This is a genomic window from Streptomyces sp. NRRL F-2664, from assembly GCF_000719345.1.
Lineage (GTDB): Bacteria > Actinomycetota > Actinomycetes > Streptomycetales > Streptomycetaceae > Streptomyces.
Genome location: NZ_JOFX01000046.1, coordinates 1 through 14,038 on the forward strand (window position 1 = coordinate 1; position 14,038 = coordinate 14,038).

Genomic DNA, 14,038 nt, shown 5'->3' on the forward strand with positions numbered 1-14,038 from the left:
CCCCGAAGCCCCCGCCCCTACCCCCGGCCCAGGAGGACCGTGCCCGAGGAGCAGAACCAGCCGCCTGTGCCTGAGGCCAGGGCCACCTCGGGGAGGTGGCCGCCGGGTTTGGTGACCTGGCCCGCTCCTGCCTCGCCGCGTAGTTGGCGCACCGCCTCGACCAGTAGGAACAGGCCCCGCATGCCCGGATGGCAGGCCGAAAGGCCGCCGCCGTCCGTGTTGACCGGGAGTTCTCCGTCGCGCAACAGGCGGCCCTTCTCCACGAACGCCCCGCCTTCGCCTTTCGCGCAGAAGCCGAGGTCCTCCAGGGTCACGAGGGTCATGTACGTGAAGGCGTCGTAGATCTCCGCGAGGTCCACGTCCGCCGGGGTGAGGCCCGCTCGTTCGAAGGCGATGCGGCCCGAGACGGCGGCGGGGGAGACGGTGAAGTCCTGCCACTCCGACATGGTGGTGTGGGAGACGGAGGTGCCCGCGCCCAGAATCCATACGGGGGTCTTGGCGGTGTCGGGGACGTAGTCCTCCGCTGCCAGCAGCACCGCGCAGCCGCCGTCCGAGCGGATGCAGCAGTGCAGTTTCGTGAAGGGGTCGGCGATCATCTCGCCGGAGAGGGCCTCCTCGACGGTGATGGGGTCGCGGAACATCGCGTCCGGGTTGGTGGCCGCGTTGGCCCGGGCCTGGACGGCGACGGAGGCGAGCTGCTCCAGCGTCGTCCCGTATTGGTGCATGTGGCGGCGGGCGGCCATGGCGTACTTGGAGACCAGGGTGTGGCCGTAGGGGACCTCGAACTGCAGGGGACCGCGGGCGCCGAAGGAGAGGTTCGAGGTGCGGCGGCGCGCCTTGATGTCGGCCCGGGCCGTGGAGCCGTAGACCAGTAGTACGGCGTTGGCATGACCGGCGGCGATCGCGTCCGCCGCGTGCGCGGCCATGACCTCCCAGGTCGAGCCGCCGACGGAGGTGGAGTCGACCCAGGTGGGGCGCAGCCCCAGATACTCGGCCACCTCGACCGGTGCGAGCAGGCCGAGGCCGGCCGAGGCGAAACCGTCGATGACGGAGCGGTCGAGGCCGGAGTCGGCCAGGGCGCGCCGGGCCGCCTGTGCGTGGAGGGTGTAGGGGGTGGGGCCGTCCACCCGGCCGCAGTCCGAGAGGGCGATGCCGACCACCGCGACCCGTCGGCCGGGGCGGCGGGGGGTGGTTCCAGGTGTGAGTCCAGGCATGCCAGGACGGTACATCTGACGTATCGTCAGATGCTAGGCCCCGCCGGCGCCTCGCCTCCGCGCGCCCGCAACCCACCGCCCGCGCCCCCTGTGCATCTGTCGCCCGCCGCCCTAACATGACGGCCCGTCAGATACGGGGAGGAGCCCGACGATGGATGCCGCCTTCACCGCGGAGCAGGACGAGATACGGCGCACCCTGCGCGAGATCCTGGGCAAACGCTGCGGCCCCGACGAGGTCAAGGCCGCGGTGCGCACCGACGCCGGGTACGACCGCGAGCTGTGGCAGCAGCTCTCCCGGCAGCTCGGGCTGCCGGGCATCGCCGTCGCGGAGGAGTACGGCGGGGTCGGCTGCGCCCCCGCCGACCTGGCTCTGGCCTGCGAAGAGACCGGACGGGTACTGCTGCCTTCGCCGCTCCTGGCCACCGCAGTGCTGTGCGCGCCCCTGATCGCCGCCCTCGGCACCGCCGCCCAGCGCTCCGCGCTGCTTGCGCCGCTGGCATCGGGCGGGCTGACCGCGGCGCTCGCCGTTCCCGGCCCGGCGCTGGCCACTGCCCTCGCGCTGACCGGTGAGGACACCGCGGCCCGGTGGTCCGGCGGCGGGCGGGCCGGCGGGGTGCAGGCCCGGGCCGGCGCGGACGGCGACGACAGCTGGCGGCTCTTCGGGGAGGTGGCCCAGGTGCTCGACGGGCACAGTGCCCCCCTGCTGCTGGTCGCCGCGCACACCGGCGGTTTCGCGCGCAGCCGTACGCTGCTCTTCCTCGTCCGGGAGGGCGCCCCCGGCCTCGTCCGGTCGCGGCAGACCGTGCTCGACGAGACGCGCCCGCAGGCGCGTGTCCAACTGCGCCACACCCCGGCGGAGTTGCTCGGTGCGACCGGTGGCGCGACCGGTGCCGGGGCCGCTGGTGGCGACGCCGGCGTGCCGGGGGCCCTCGCCGCCGTCGGCCGTACCGCCGCAGCCGTGCTCGCCGCCGAGGCGGTCGGGGCGGCCGAGCAGGCGCTGGCGCACACGGTGGAGTACGTGCGCCGGCGCGAGCAGTTCGGCCGGGCGGTCGGCTCCTTCCAGGCGGTCAAGCACCGGCTGGCGGACCTCTACGTACAGGTGCAGGCGGCCCGGTCGGCCGCCTACTACGCGGCCTGGGACCCGGACCAGGGAGGCCTGGCGCTCGCGCAGGCGCTGGAGGCGCTGCGCGTGACGGCCGGGGAGGCGATCCAGCTGCACGGCGGCATCGGCTTCACCTGGGAGCACGACGCCCACCTCTATTTCAAGCGGGCGGCCTCGGACGAGCTGCTCTTCGGCCCGGTGCACCGGCTGCGGGCGCACGCCGCGGACCGTGCGGGCCTGTTCGCGCAGACGCCCGCCGCCGCATCCGCACCCGGGGTCGAGCCCGCCGCGGCCGGCGCCGCCACCCGGCCCGCATCCGCACCCTCCGCCGCGGCCCCCGCCGCGTCCCCGCCCCCGCCCCCGCAGAAGAAGGTGGCCGTCTGATGGCTCGCGTGGCTCTCGGCGTCAAGCTGATGCAGAAGGTCTCCTCGACCATGCTGTTCGCCAAGATCGCACCGCACTTCGTCCCCGCCCTGGACAAGGCGGTGCACAGGCTCACCCGCGGCAAGGTCATGCTGAGCGCGCAGATGCTCCCCGGGGTGATCCTCACCGCCAGGGGCGCGCGGACCGGTGAACCGCGCACCACACCGCTCGCGTGCATGCCGGAGGACGGCGGGGCGAGCTGGATCCTGATCGGGTCCAACTTCGGCCGGCCCGGGCACCCGGCATGGACCGGGAACCTGCTCAAGCACCCCGAGGCGAGCGTGAGTTGGCGGGGCGAGGACATCGCCGTACGGGCCCGGCTGCTGGCGGGCGAGGAGCGCGCCGCGGCCTGGCGGGCGGTGCTGGGGTTCTGGCCGCCGTACGCGACGTACCAGGCGCGCATCGAGCGTGAGATCCGGCTGTTCCGCCTGGAGCGTCGCTGATCCCGGGCGGGCCGGAGCGCCGGCCCTGAGCCGGCGGCGGGCGTGGAGCCGCAGCGGGCGGCGGACCCGGGGCGGGTCCGCCGTTACCGGGTCGGCTTCTTGCCCGTGATGCCGAGGTGGACGAGCAGGGCCAGGTTCGGCTTGAGCTCGGCCTGCTTGACCCCCCAGGTCTGGAACCCCTTCTGGTGGGAGGCGACCGCGGCCAGCATGGCGACCAGCGAGCCGGCCATCGCCGCAGGGCTGACGTCCTTGTCCACCTTGCCCTTGGCCTGGAGCTCCTTCACCGACTCCGTGAGGGAGTTGGTGACCGAGTTCAGGATCTTCATGCGGATCTTGTAGAACCGCTTGTCGCCCTCGGCCGCGCCGAGGTCGACCACGCGCAGGATCGCATCGTTGCGGCGCCAGAACTCCAGGAAGCCGTCCACGAGTTCCTCGGCGGCGGACCACCCGGACTTGCCCACCCAGCTGCGGCCCTCCACGAGCGCGGTCAACTGCGCGCCCTCGGTGGCCATGTGCTCGGCGATCTCCAGGACGGCGCCTTCGACGTCCGGGAAGTACTGGTAGAAGGTCGCGGGGGAGGTACCGGCCTTGCGGGCGACGTCGATCACCTTGACGTCGCGGTACGGCGAGGAGCTGAGCATCTCGCCGAGGCAGTCGAGCAGCTTCTGCCGCGTCGCCTGGCCGCGCCGGCCGGCGACACGCCCGTCGACGGTGCGTACTTGTCCTGTCATGCCGTCAGCTTACCGAGGGGTGATCGGGGCGCTATTCGGCCGCCTGCAAATGGGGTTACACGCTCCCTGGCCTGGGGGGAAGCCTGTCCCGGGCGGCCGTGGGGGCGGATTCGCGCCGGGTGCGGCACGTGCTGCCGGTCCGGGCGCTGCCCCCGTCCCGGCCGGAAACACCCCATGATCACGTCCGGGCGTGTCGCCCGGTTCCATGAAGTTTCCCCCGAATAGTCTTATCAACAGGCTGTGGACAAGTTTTCGGGCGGATCATGGCTCGGAGGGGCGAGAGGGTACATACCCCCGCAGAACGGAAGGAACCAGGCCCATGGCCGCATTCGTGGAAGGCGTACCCTGCTGGGTGGACGCCTCGCTTCCGGACGTCGAAGCGGGCAAGCGGTTCTACGGCGAGCTCTTCGGGTGGACCTACGCGGACAGCGCGGGCGCCGAGTACGGCCACTACACCCAGGCCTACAGCCGGGGCCGCAACGTCGCCGCCCTGGCCCCCAAGCCCGACGGCCGGATGCCCACGGTCTGGGGCGTCTACCTCTACACCACCGACGCCTACGCCTGCGCCCAGCGCATCCGGGCCGCGGGCGGCCAGATGGTGATGGACCCCATGCCGGTCGGCCCGTACGGAACCGCCGCGATGGCCGCCGACCCCGGCGGGGCCGTGTTCGGGCTGTGGCAGCCCGGCACCCACCACGGCTTCGAGGCCCAGCAGGAGCCGTACACGTACTGCTGGAGCGAGGTCTACACCCGGGCCCGCGACGCCGTGGACGTCTTCTACGCGAAGGTCTTCGGCTACGTCCCGCAGGACCAGGACGACGCCGGCGTCGAATACCGCCTCTGGTCGCCGCCCGGGAAGGCGCCCGGCACGGACTCCGCCGTGCTGGGCCGCAGTCTGATCACGGACGCCTTCCCGGAGATCATGCCGGCGCACTTCCTCGTCTACTTCGCCGTCCCCGACTGCGACCGGTCCGTGGCGACGGTGCAGCGGCTCGGCGGCCGGGTCACCGCGGACCCCTTCGACACCCCCTACGGGCGGATCGCGGTCGTCGCGGACAATCAGGGGGCGGTCTTCGGGCTCCTCTCGGAGCCCCGCACGCACTCCCCCGCGGAGGCCCGCGCCGAAGCGGAGGGGTAGCCCCCGGCACGATCGCCGGGCAGATCACACCCGGCTGCTCGCCGTGCCGGGGCCGGACCCGTCCCGGGCCTGACAGAATCGGGGTTGCGCGACCCGGGCTGCGCCCCGGAATGAGACGCTGCACGGGGCAGGGCCCCGTGCCGGTGGGAGCGGGCCCGGTGAGTGGCCCGTACGGGGAGGTGTGGAGGCGAGTGGTGGAGCAGCTGACGCAGCACGACCCGAGACGGATCGGCCCCTTCGAGGTGCTGGGACGGCTCGGCGCCGGCGGCATGGGGCTGGTCTATCTCGCGCGGTCGGCGTCCGGACGGCGGGTCGCGATCAAGACGGTGCGGACCGAGCTCGCCGAGGACCAGCTGTTCCGCGTGCGGTTCACCCGCGAGGTCGAGGCGGCGCGGGCCGTGTCCGGTTTCTACACGGCCGCCGTGGTCGACGCCGACCCGCGGGCCGCCGTGCCGTGGCTGGCCACCGCCTACGTCCCGGCCCCCTCCCTGGAGGAGATCGTCAACGAGTGCGGGCCGATGCCCGCCCAGGCCGTGCGGTGGCTCGCCGCCGGTATCGCCGAGGCCCTGCAGTCCATCCACGGCGCCGGGCTCGTCCACCGCGACCTGAAGCCGTCCAACGTGCTCGTCGTCGAGGACGGCCCGCGCGTGATCGACTTCGGTATCGCGAGCGGCGTCTCCAACACCCGCCTGACCATGACGAACGTCGCCGTCGGCACCCCCGCCTACATGTCGCCCGAGCAGGCGAAGGACTCGCGCAGCGTCAAGGGCGCCAGCGACGTCTTCTCACTCGGCTCCACGCTGGTCTTCGCCGCGACCGGGCACCCGCCCTACCACGGGGCGAACCCGGTGGAGACGGTCTTCATGCTGCTGCGCGAGGGCCCGAACCTGGAGGGGCTCCCCGAGGAGCTGCGGCCGCTCATCGAGTCCTGCATGCAGATGGACGCCTCCCTGCGACCCACCCCGGCCGACCTCCAGGCGCAGCTGGCACCGCACCTGTTCGACGGCGGCGACGACAGCGGCACCGCGTCGGCGTGGCTGCCCGGCCGGGCCGTCGCGATGATCGAGGCCCGGCGCGCGGGCAACCGTACGCCCGCCGCGTCGGTGCCCGCGCCCGGTCGCGACGGCGGCGGCGCCGGCGGTGCGCGCGGCCGGGGGCCGCAGTCCGAACAGGCGACGCACCGCCGCCCGCGGGGCGCCGAGGGCTGGGTGGACCCGCGTACCGGCCAGGCCGTGCCGGCACGCCCGCAGCACCCGCCGCGGTCCCCGGCGCCGTCGGGGGAGCCGGTGCGGCTGGGCGGCTCGCCGGTGCCGATCGGGCCCGGCCCGTTCGCGACGGCCGCGGCGTCTGCGGCGTCTGCGGCGCACGCCTCGGCCGTGGACTCCGCCACCGGCTGGATCCGTCCTCCGGACGGGTCCGCGCCCCCGCACGCCACCGGACCGGTCGCCCCGGCCGTGCCGGGCCCCGGCCCGGCCCCCGACAGCGGCCGCTGGCGGCCGTGGCGCTTCCGCATGTCGAACGAGGTGTGGGGGACGCCGACCGTCGCCGGCAACCTGCTGTACGTGACCTCCTTCGAGGTGCACGCGCTGGACGTGGCGAGCGGCCGCCGGCAGTTCAAGACCCGCGACGTGGCCTGGTCCATGGCGGTGGCCGACGGCCGCATCCACGCCTCCGACGGGCCGTCCCTCTACGCCCTCGACGGCTCCGACGGCTCCGAGCGGTGGCGGCTGTCCACCGACGCCTGGGTGTACGCCCTGCGTGCCGAGCGCGGCACGGTGGTCACCGCCACGCGCGGCGGCGGCGTGCAGGCCTGGGAGGCGTCCAGCGGCCACAAGCTGTGGGAGCTGACGGGCGCGCAGAGCGACTTCGAGACCCCGGAGGCGGCTCCCGTCCTCCACGACGGCACGGTGTACGTGTGGCAGGACGCGCGGCTGCGCGCCCTGGACGCCCGCAGCGGCCGCGAGTCCTGGTCGTATCCGATCGGTGACGCGGCCTCCTGCGGCAACGTGCCCGTCCGGGTCACACCCGCCGCGGACGGCCATGTGTACGTCGCCGCCGGCACCCGGGTGATCTCCGTGGACCGGGCCTCGGGCCGGGTCCGCTGGCACTTCGAGGCTCCCGCGGTCTTCCTGGCGCCGCCGGCCTTCGCGCCGGGCGCGGCCGTCACGGGCGGCGGGGTGTACCTCGCCGACTACCTGGGCACCGTGTACGCGCTCGACGCGGCCACCGGCCAGGACCGCTGGCGGATCGCGACGGAGTCGCGGCAGTCCTCCGACCCGGTGCTGGTGGTGGGCGGCAACGTCCACCTGGGGGCGGGCAGCGCGCTGTACACGCTGGACGCGGTCACCGGTACCCCGAAGTGGCGGTTCGCGGCGGGCGGGGAGATCACCGGACTGCCCGCGGTCGCGGACGGCCGGGTGCACTTCGGTTCGGCCGACCACTGCCTCTACACGCTGGACGCGGCGGGCGGCCAGCTCCGCTGGAAGCTGGCCACGGGTGGCGAGATCACCGGCGCCCCGGTCGCGGAGGGCGGCGTGGTGTACGCGTGCAGCAAGGACCGCTGCGTGTACGCCCTGGACGCGGCGAAGGGTACGGGCACCCGTACGAGCGGTTGACCCGGGAGGGGCCGGGTCCGGCCCCGCCGGGTAGCGCACCGCACCGGGAGTGACAGGATGGGACCCATGAGCAACGTCTACTTCGACATCACCATCAACGGCGCCCCGGCGGGCCGCATCGTCTTCAACCTCTTCGACGAGGTCGTCCCGAAGACGGCGCGCAACTTCCGTGAGCTGGCCACCGGCCAGAACGGCTACGGCTACGCGGGCTCCGGCTTCCACCGCATCATCCCGCAGTTCATGCTCCAGGGCGGTGACTTCACCAACCACAACGGCACCGGCGGCAAGTCCATCTACGGCGAGAAGTTCGAGGACGAGAACTTCAACCTGAAGCACGACCGCAAGTACCTGCTGTCGATGGCGAACGCCGGCCGCAACACCAACGGCTCGCAGTTCTTCATCACCACCGTCGTCACCCCGTGGCTCGACGGCAAGCACGTCGTCTTCGGCGAGGTCGTCTCGGGCCAGGAGCTCGTCGACCAGATCGAGGCCCTGGGCTCGCAGTCCGGCGCGCCCAAGGGCAAGGTCGAGATCGCGGCCTCCGGCGTCGTCGACGCCGCCTGATCACCACCCGCCCACCCGGCCGGTCGGCCCCGCCCCCTCCCTGGGGGCCGGGGCCGCCGCCGTGTCGGGGCCGCCTGGTAGCGTGACCGGCCGTCTGTCCATGGGGGAGGGGGTCGGGCCATGGTGTCCGGGCGTCGGATCAGGTTCACCGCGGTGCTGGTGGTCGTCGTGTTCGCGTTGACGGGGTTCTCGTCGCACGGCGGTGGCAGCGGCGGGAAGAGCAAGAGCGGCAAGAGCAAGGGCAGTGGCGGCGGCTGCTCCAGTTCCAAGAGCAAGAAGAAGAGCGGCGGCGGGAACGGCAGTACGGCCTCCGCGGCGCCCACCGGTTCGGCGAGCCCGAGCGGCGACCCGGCCACCGTGGTCGTGCTCACCTGCACCCGTTCCGGTGCGCCGGTCACCACGCTCCGGTTCACCTCCCGCCTCGACCGCAGGGCGACCGTCGAGGTCGACCTCCGCCGTGAGGGCGCCGGCGGCGCGGCCGTCGAGTCCGAGGTGGTCCGGGTGGAACTGGGGGCGCGCGAGACCCGCACGGTCGACGTGCCGCTCGACGAGCCCGCGCGGGCCGCCGAGGTGAAGAACTGCCGGCTCGGGCAGCCCACCACCCGCGGCTCCGCGCCGGCCGCCACGCGCACGCCGGGCGCCGGGTCCGGTTCCGCTCCCGGCTCCGCCTCCGGCGGGTCCACCAGGACCGGGGAGGCGGAGGCGGTTCCCCGCCCGAAGACGTCCCGCAAGCCCCGCTGAGGGACGTTCTCAGCGCAGGCGGGGTTCCGGGGCCGTGCGGCGGCCCGCGAACAGCTCCGCCTGCCGGTCCGGCGGCAGGTTGCCCAGCGCGATCAGGGCCGGGGCCTGGGACAGGGCCTGCTGGAGCGCGGCCTGCTTCGCCGACCACAGGGCCCGCACGGTGCCCTGCACGGCCTGCGTCGGGAAGCCGGCCAGGGTCTGCGCCGCCCGCAGGGCCGCCGGGAGCAGCCCGCCGGGGGCGGCCAGTTCCGAGACCAGGCCGATCTCGTGGGCCCGGCGCGCCGTGAGGCGTTCGGCGGTGCCCATGAGGGACATCCGGGCCGCCTCGCCGAAGGGCATGCGCTGCGCCATGTGGACGGCCTCGTACGCGCTGACCATGCCGTAGCTGGTGTGCGGGTCGAAGAAGGTGGCGGTCTCGGAGGCGATGAGGAACTCCGCCTCGCCCAGCAGGTAGAAGGCCCCGCCGCAGGCCATGCCGTTGACGGCGGCGACCACCGGTTTCCACAGGTCGCAGGACTTGGGGCCGATCGCGATCAGCGGGTCGTCGGCCGAGTAGGGGGACGGGGGCTGCGGTACGTCGACGCCGCGGTCGATGCCGGTGCAGAACGCGGCCGTGCCGGCGCCGGTCAGTACGACCGCCCGCACCTCCTCGGCGAACCGCAGCTCCCGCCACGCCTCGCCCAGTTCCGCGGCGGTGGCCAGGTCGACGGCGTTGTGCCGGTGCTCGCGGTCCAGGGTGACGACGGCGACCCCGGTGCTCTTGTCGCGTTCCACCCGCAGGCTCATGACTTCTCCAACAGCCAGCGCGGCACGGTCGTCCCGCCCTGTGCGGTGAAGGCCACCTGGACGCGGGCGCCGATGCGCAGCCGGGCCGGGTCCAGGGAGTCGAGGGGGGCGTCGGCGGAGGTGACCAGGTTCCCGGCGAGGCGGATGTGCGGGGCGTCGGCGAGCTCGACGAGGACCACGTTGTACGGGGCCTGCGCGGCGTAGGCGGGCAACAGCGGCGGGTGCGGCAGGACGTAGGACCAGATGCGGCCGCGGCCGCTCATGCGGCGCCACTCGCTGTCGAAGGACCGGCAGTGCGGGCAGCAGGGGCGGGGCGGGAAACGCAGCCGGCCGCAGGCGGTGCAGGCCTGGACGCGCAGTTCGCCACGGGCGGCGTACTCCCAGAAGGGGGCGCCGTCCTCGTCGGGGACGGGCCGGAGCAGGGCGTCCGCGGTCGCGGCGGCTTCGGGTGCGGTGGTCATCGGTCGGTCAGCTCCTCAGCAGGATCGCGGACGTGGGGACGCCTTCGCCGGCCGTGACCAGGCAGGTCTCGGCGTCCGGTACCTGGGCGGTGGAGACGCCGCGCAGTTGCTTGACGCCCTCGTTGATCAGGTTGAAGCCGTGCACGTACGCCTCGCTGAGCCCGCCGCCGCCGGTGTTGAGGGGGAGCCGGCCGCCCAGTTCCAGGGCGCCGCCCTCGGTGAAGGCGGCGCCCTCTCCGCGGCCGCAGAAGCCGTAGCCCTCCAGGGAGAGCGGGATGAGCGGGGTGAAGGCGTCGTAGATCTGGGCGACGTGGACGTCGGCCGGGCCGAAGTCGGCCTGCTTCCACAGGTGCCGGGCGGCGGTCCAGGCGGGACCGGACAGGGGGTCGTCGTTCCAGTAGTTGACCATGCCGTGGTGCTGGGAGGGCAGGCCCTGGGCGGCGGCGTGGACGTAGACGGGCCGGTGGCGGCAGTCACGGGCGCGTTCGGCGGAGACGATCACGCAGGCGAGGGCCCCGTCGGTCTCCAGGCAGTTGTCGAAGAGGCAGAGCGGGTCGCTGATCATGCGGGAGGTCATGTACATCTCGCGGGTCAGCGGGCGTTCGTACATCATCGCGGCGGGGTTGGCGTTGGCCCGGTTGCGGCAGGCCATGGCCACGTTGAAGAGGTGGTCGCGGGTGGCGCCGTACTCGTGCATGTAGCGGCGGGCCAGCATGCCGATCTCGTCGGCGGGGCGCAGCAGGCCGAAGGGCCGGGTCCACTGGCCGGGGGTGGGCAGTTGGACGGCGGTGTTCTTCCAGGGGCGCGGGCCGGAGCCGCGTTTGCGGGAGCGCCAGGCGACGCCGACGGTGGCCTGGCCGGTGGCGACGGCGGCGGCGAGGTGGCCGACCGTGGCGCAGGAGCCGCCGCCGCCGTAGCCGATCTTGGAGAAGAAGGTGACGTCGCCGGCGCCGATGGCCTTCGCGACCTCGACCTCGTCGGTCTCCTCCATGGTGTAGGAGGAGAAGGCGTCGACCTCGGAGGGGTCGATGCCCGCGTCGGCGAGGGCCGCGAGAACGGCCCGGCAGGCCAGTTCCTTCTCGGACTGCGGCAGCCGTTTGGCGAAGGCGGTCTGGCCGATGCCGACTATCGCCGTCGCGTCCTTGAGCGTTGCCGCCATCGCCACCTCCGGGGAGTGCGCCAGTACTGACAGCCGCGAAGGCTACAGCTAATCTGACGGATAGTCAGCTACTGGGTTCGCGGGAGGGTGGCACGCATGGGCGACGACGGGCCGCGCGAGGACGTGCGCGACAGCGTGGGTGAGGACGCCGGCCGGGGCTCCGCCGAGGGCTCCGGCGAGGACGAGCGCGGAGACCTGCGCTGGGGGACCATCGCCGGACTCGTCCGGTCGGCGGCGGCGCAGTACGCCGACCTGGAGGCCGTCGTCGACGGGCGCGTCCGCATCCGCTACGCCCAGCTCGGCGAGCGCGTCGAGCGCGCCGCGGCGGCCTGCATGGCCGCCGGGGTGGAACCGGGCGACCGGGTCGCCGTCTGGGCCCCCAACACCCTGGACTGGATCGTCTCGGCCCTCGGCGCCGTCTCGGCGGGCGCCGTCCTCGTCCCCCTGAACACCCGTTTCAAGGGCGCGGAAGCGGCATACGTCCTGCAGCGCAGCCGGGCCCGGCTGCTCTTCGTGACCGGCACCTTCCTCGGCACCTCCTACGTCGCCTCACTGCGCCGGGCCGCCGCCGAAGGGTCCGGCAGCGGACCCCTGCCCGGACTGCCGCACCTGGAACAGGTCGTCGTCCTCGCCGAGGACGCCCCCGACACCTTCCGCACCTGGAAGGACTTCCTAGCCGGCGGGGACCGGGTCCCGGCGCAGGCCGTCCGCGAGCGCGCCGAGGCCGTCCGCCCGGACGCCCCCTCCGACATCATCTTCACCTCCGGCACCACCGGCAGCCCCAAGGGCGCGGTCATCACCCACGCCCAGTCCCTGCGCTGCTACGCCGTGTGGAGCGAGCTCGCCGGTCTGCGCGAGGGCGACCGCTACCTGATCGTGAACCCCTTCTTCCACACCTTCGGCTACAAGGCCGGGATCCTCGCCTGCCTGATGCGCGGCGCGACGATGGTCCCCCAGCCCGTCTTCAACGTGGACACCGTCCTCGCCAACGTCGCCGCCGAGCGGATCTCCGTTCTGCCCGGACCGCCGACCCTGCACCAGTCCCTGCTGGACCACCCCCAGCGCGACCACCACGACCTGTCGGCCCTGCGCCTGGTCGTGACCGGTGCGGCCGTGGTCCCGCTGCGGCTCGTCGAGCGGCTGCGCGGCGAGCTGCGCATCGGGACCGTTCTGACCGCCTACGGACTCTCCGAGGCGGGCGGCATCGTCACCATGTGCCGCCGCGACGACCCCGCCGAGACCGTCTCCGCCACTTCCGGCCGGCCCATCCCGGACACCGAGGTGGCGGTCCTCGACAGCGCCGGACACCCCCTGCCGCCCTGCCGTGCGGGTGAGATCGCGGTCCGCGGCCACCACGTCATGCAGGGGTACTTCGAGGACCCCGACGCGACGGCCGCGGCGATCACCCCGGACGGCTGGCTGCGCACCGGGGACGTGGGCGTACTCGACGAGCGCGGCAACCTGCGGATCACCGACCGGATCAAGGACATGTTCATCGTCGGCGGCTTCAACGCCTACCCCGCCGAGATCGAGCAGCTCCTCGGCCTGCACCCGGACGTCGCCGACGTCGCGGTCGTCGGCATCCCGGACCCGCGGCTCGGCGAGGTCGGCAAGGCCTACGCCGTGCGCCGCCCCGGTTCCACCCTCACCGCCGACGACCTCATCGCCTGGTCCCGCCGGGAGATGGCCAACTACAAGGTCCCGCGCGCGGTGGAGTTCGTCACCGAACTCCCCCGCAACGCGAGCGGCAAGATCCTCAAACGCGAACTCCGCGCCCGCCCGTGACCCCCGCCGACGGCCGCCGCGCCCGGGTCAGCGGGCGTAGGAGCCCAGACCCACCAGGCAGTACACGTACTGGTTGAGGACGAGCGAGCCGCGCATGTAGCGGTAGGAGAAGGCGTACTGGGTCTTCGGGTTGTCGTTGCAGCTGTTGAGGTCCGAGGTGCCGGGGATGCTCTCGATCACCCGGTAGTGGGCGTCGGACGCTGAGCAGGGGACCTCCTCGACGCCGCTGACGCTGCGCGGGGTGGTCGAGTCCGGCAGCTGTCCGTTGAGGCAGGTGCCGCGGTCGAAGGGGCTGGGCTCGGGGCTCGGCTCGGCGCTCGGCACGGGAACGTACGGGGTGGTGGCGGCCGCTGCGGGGGCCGACGGCCAGGGTTCGGGCGGGGAGGGCGTGGCGGCTTCGGCGGGCGAGGGGGACCAGGAGGACGACCAGGTGGGCGTGGCGTCCGCGGCGGGCTTGGCGTCCGAGCCGCCGTCGCCGTCGCTCAGCACGAAGAAGCCGATGACCAGGGCCGCGACGACGGCGAGCCCCACCAGGCAGCCGCGTCCGCCGCCGGTCGCCGGGCTGGTGGCCGCGGCCGGATGCGGGGCGGGCCGCTGCCCGCCCGCCGCGGTCGGGGGAGAGACACCCCCGGCCCCCGCGATCCAGGCGGCGCCCGCCCCGGAGACGTGGATCCGCAGCAGCACCTCCTCCGCGCCGACGCGGACCGTGACGCGATCGCCGTGCCGGCAGGGCGGGATGCGCAGCCGGACCGGCCCCGTCGGTAGTTCCACGGGGAGGATCACACCGTAGGTGGCCTGCTGGGGCGTGATCGTGATGAGCATTTCCTGTGACGACACCGGCTGCTCCAAGGCGTGAGGGTGGTACGCAGGCTGCCT

Annotated in this window: 13 protein-coding genes; 7 read left to right on the forward strand and 6 right to left on the reverse strand. The window is 73.8% G+C overall.

From position 1 onward, the window contains the following. Nucleotides 1-17: 17 nt before the first annotated feature. On the reverse strand, nt 18-1,214 hold the full coding sequence (locus IF89_RS0129805; protein WP_030774711.1) for a thiolase C-terminal domain-containing protein: 1,197 nt from the start codon (nt 1,212-1,214) through the stop codon (nt 18-20). A gap of 151 nt (nt 1,215-1,365) precedes the next feature. Between IF89_RS0129805 and IF89_RS0129810 the strand changes: the two genes are divergently transcribed. Next, a complete protein-coding gene (locus tag IF89_RS0129810; protein ID WP_078628600.1) occupies nt 1,366-2,700 on the forward strand; it encodes an acyl-CoA dehydrogenase family protein in 1,335 nt (444 codons plus the stop codon). Continuing rightward, a complete protein-coding gene (locus tag IF89_RS0129815) occupies nt 2,700-3,182 on the forward strand; it encodes a nitroreductase family deazaflavin-dependent oxidoreductase (RefSeq protein WP_030774713.1) in 483 nt (160 codons plus the stop codon). Before IF89_RS0129810 ends, IF89_RS0129815 begins: the two co-directional genes overlap by 1 nt. Nucleotides 3,183-3,265: 83 nt before the next feature. On the opposite strand, the gene IF89_RS0129820 is transcribed toward IF89_RS0129815, so the two are convergent. After that, complete coding sequence (locus IF89_RS0129820; RefSeq protein WP_030774714.1) at nt 3,266-3,913, reverse strand: TetR family transcriptional regulator; 648 nt, start codon at nt 3,911-3,913, stop codon at nt 3,266-3,268. A 319-nt stretch (nt 3,914-4,232) separates the two neighbouring features. On the opposite strand from IF89_RS0129820, the gene IF89_RS0129825 reads away from it, so the two are divergent. The 4 genes from IF89_RS0129825 to IF89_RS0129840 all read left to right on the forward strand — a co-directional run bounded on the left by IF89_RS0129825 (nt 4,233) and on the right by IF89_RS0129840 (nt 8,971). Then, on the forward strand, nt 4,233-5,051 hold the full coding sequence (locus IF89_RS0129825; protein ID WP_051807821.1) for a VOC family protein: 819 nt from the start codon (nt 4,233-4,235) through the stop codon (nt 5,049-5,051). A 191-nt stretch (nt 5,052-5,242) separates the two neighbouring features. Next, nucleotides 5,243-7,666: a serine/threonine-protein kinase gene (locus IF89_RS0129830; protein ID WP_030774717.1), complete on the forward strand. Its 2,424-nt coding sequence runs from the start codon at nt 5,243-5,245 to the stop codon at nt 7,664-7,666. Between the two features lie 66 nt (nt 7,667-7,732). Beyond that, nucleotides 7,733-8,230 carry a peptidylprolyl isomerase gene (locus tag IF89_RS0129835; RefSeq protein WP_043194581.1) on the forward strand — a complete coding sequence of 166 codons (498 nt, stop codon included), beginning with the start codon at nt 7,733-7,735 and terminating at the stop codon, nt 8,228-8,230. A gap of 120 nt (nt 8,231-8,350) precedes the next feature. After that, nucleotides 8,351-8,971 (forward strand): hypothetical protein, encoded by a 621-nt coding sequence (locus tag IF89_RS0129840; protein ID WP_051807822.1) that lies wholly within the window; start codon nt 8,351-8,353, stop codon nt 8,969-8,971. Nucleotides 8,972-8,980: 9 nt separating this feature from the next. Here IF89_RS0129840 and IF89_RS0129845 read toward each other — a convergent pair whose 3' ends face one another. Genes IF89_RS0129845 through IF89_RS0129855 form a run of 3 tightly spaced genes read right to left on the reverse strand, consistent with a single transcriptional unit; the run spans nt 8,981 to nt 11,377 of the window. After that, nucleotides 8,981-9,757, reverse strand: coding sequence for an enoyl-CoA hydratase/isomerase family protein (locus tag IF89_RS0129845; protein WP_030774721.1), 777 nt, complete (start codon nt 9,755-9,757; stop codon nt 8,981-8,983). Next, nucleotides 9,754-10,218 (reverse strand): Zn-ribbon domain-containing OB-fold protein, encoded by a 465-nt coding sequence (locus IF89_RS0129850; protein ID WP_051807824.1) that lies wholly within the window; start codon nt 10,216-10,218, stop codon nt 9,754-9,756. Before IF89_RS0129850 ends, IF89_RS0129845 begins: the two co-directional genes overlap by 4 nt. Before the next feature lie 7 nt (nt 10,219-10,225). Then, nucleotides 10,226-11,377, reverse strand: a complete 1,152-nt coding sequence (locus IF89_RS0129855; protein WP_030774725.1) for a lipid-transfer protein — start codon at nt 11,375-11,377, stop codon at nt 10,226-10,228. A 96-nt stretch (nt 11,378-11,473) separates the two neighbouring features. Here IF89_RS0129855 and IF89_RS0129860 point away from each other — a divergent pair, with 96 nt between their 5' ends. After that, nucleotides 11,474-13,162, forward strand: coding sequence for a FadD3 family acyl-CoA ligase (locus IF89_RS0129860; protein WP_078628601.1), 1,689 nt, complete (start codon nt 11,474-11,476; stop codon nt 13,160-13,162). Between the two features lie 27 nt (nt 13,163-13,189). Here the strand turns inward: IF89_RS0129860 and IF89_RS0129865 are convergent, their stop codons facing one another. Then, on the reverse strand, nt 13,190-13,999 hold the full coding sequence (locus tag IF89_RS0129865) for an LppU/SCO3897 family protein (RefSeq protein WP_030774729.1): 810 nt from the start codon (nt 13,997-13,999) through the stop codon (nt 13,190-13,192). Nucleotides 14,000-14,038 lie beyond the last annotated feature (39 nt).

Coding starts and splice junctions, on each gene's coding strand:
- IF89_RS0129805 (WP_030774711.1), bottom strand. CDS start 1,214: ATGCCTGGACTCACACCTGGAACCACCCCCCGCCGCCCCGGCCGACGG.
- IF89_RS0129810 (WP_078628600.1), top strand. CDS start 1,366: ATGGATGCCGCCTTCACCGCGGAGCAGGACGAGATACGGCGCACCCTG.
- IF89_RS0129815 (WP_030774713.1), top strand. CDS start 2,700: ATGGCTCGCGTGGCTCTCGGCGTCAAGCTGATGCAGAAGGTCTCCTCG.
- IF89_RS0129820 (WP_030774714.1), bottom strand. CDS start 3,913: ATGACAGGACAAGTACGCACCGTCGACGGGCGTGTCGCCGGCCGGCGC.
- IF89_RS0129825 (WP_051807821.1), top strand. CDS start 4,233: ATGGCCGCATTCGTGGAAGGCGTACCCTGCTGGGTGGACGCCTCGCTT.
- IF89_RS0129835 (WP_043194581.1), top strand. CDS start 7,733: ATGAGCAACGTCTACTTCGACATCACCATCAACGGCGCCCCGGCGGGC.
- IF89_RS0129840 (WP_051807822.1), top strand. CDS start 8,351: ATGGTGTCCGGGCGTCGGATCAGGTTCACCGCGGTGCTGGTGGTCGTC.
- IF89_RS0129845 (WP_030774721.1), bottom strand. CDS start 9,757: ATGAGCCTGCGGGTGGAACGCGACAAGAGCACCGGGGTCGCCGTCGTC.
- IF89_RS0129850 (WP_051807824.1), bottom strand. CDS start 10,218: ATGACCACCGCACCCGAAGCCGCCGCGACCGCGGACGCCCTGCTCCGG.
- IF89_RS0129855 (WP_030774725.1), bottom strand. CDS start 11,377: ATGGCGGCAACGCTCAAGGACGCGACGGCGATAGTCGGCATCGGCCAG.
- IF89_RS0129860 (WP_078628601.1), top strand. CDS start 11,474: ATGGGCGACGACGGGCCGCGCGAGGACGTGCGCGACAGCGTGGGTGAG.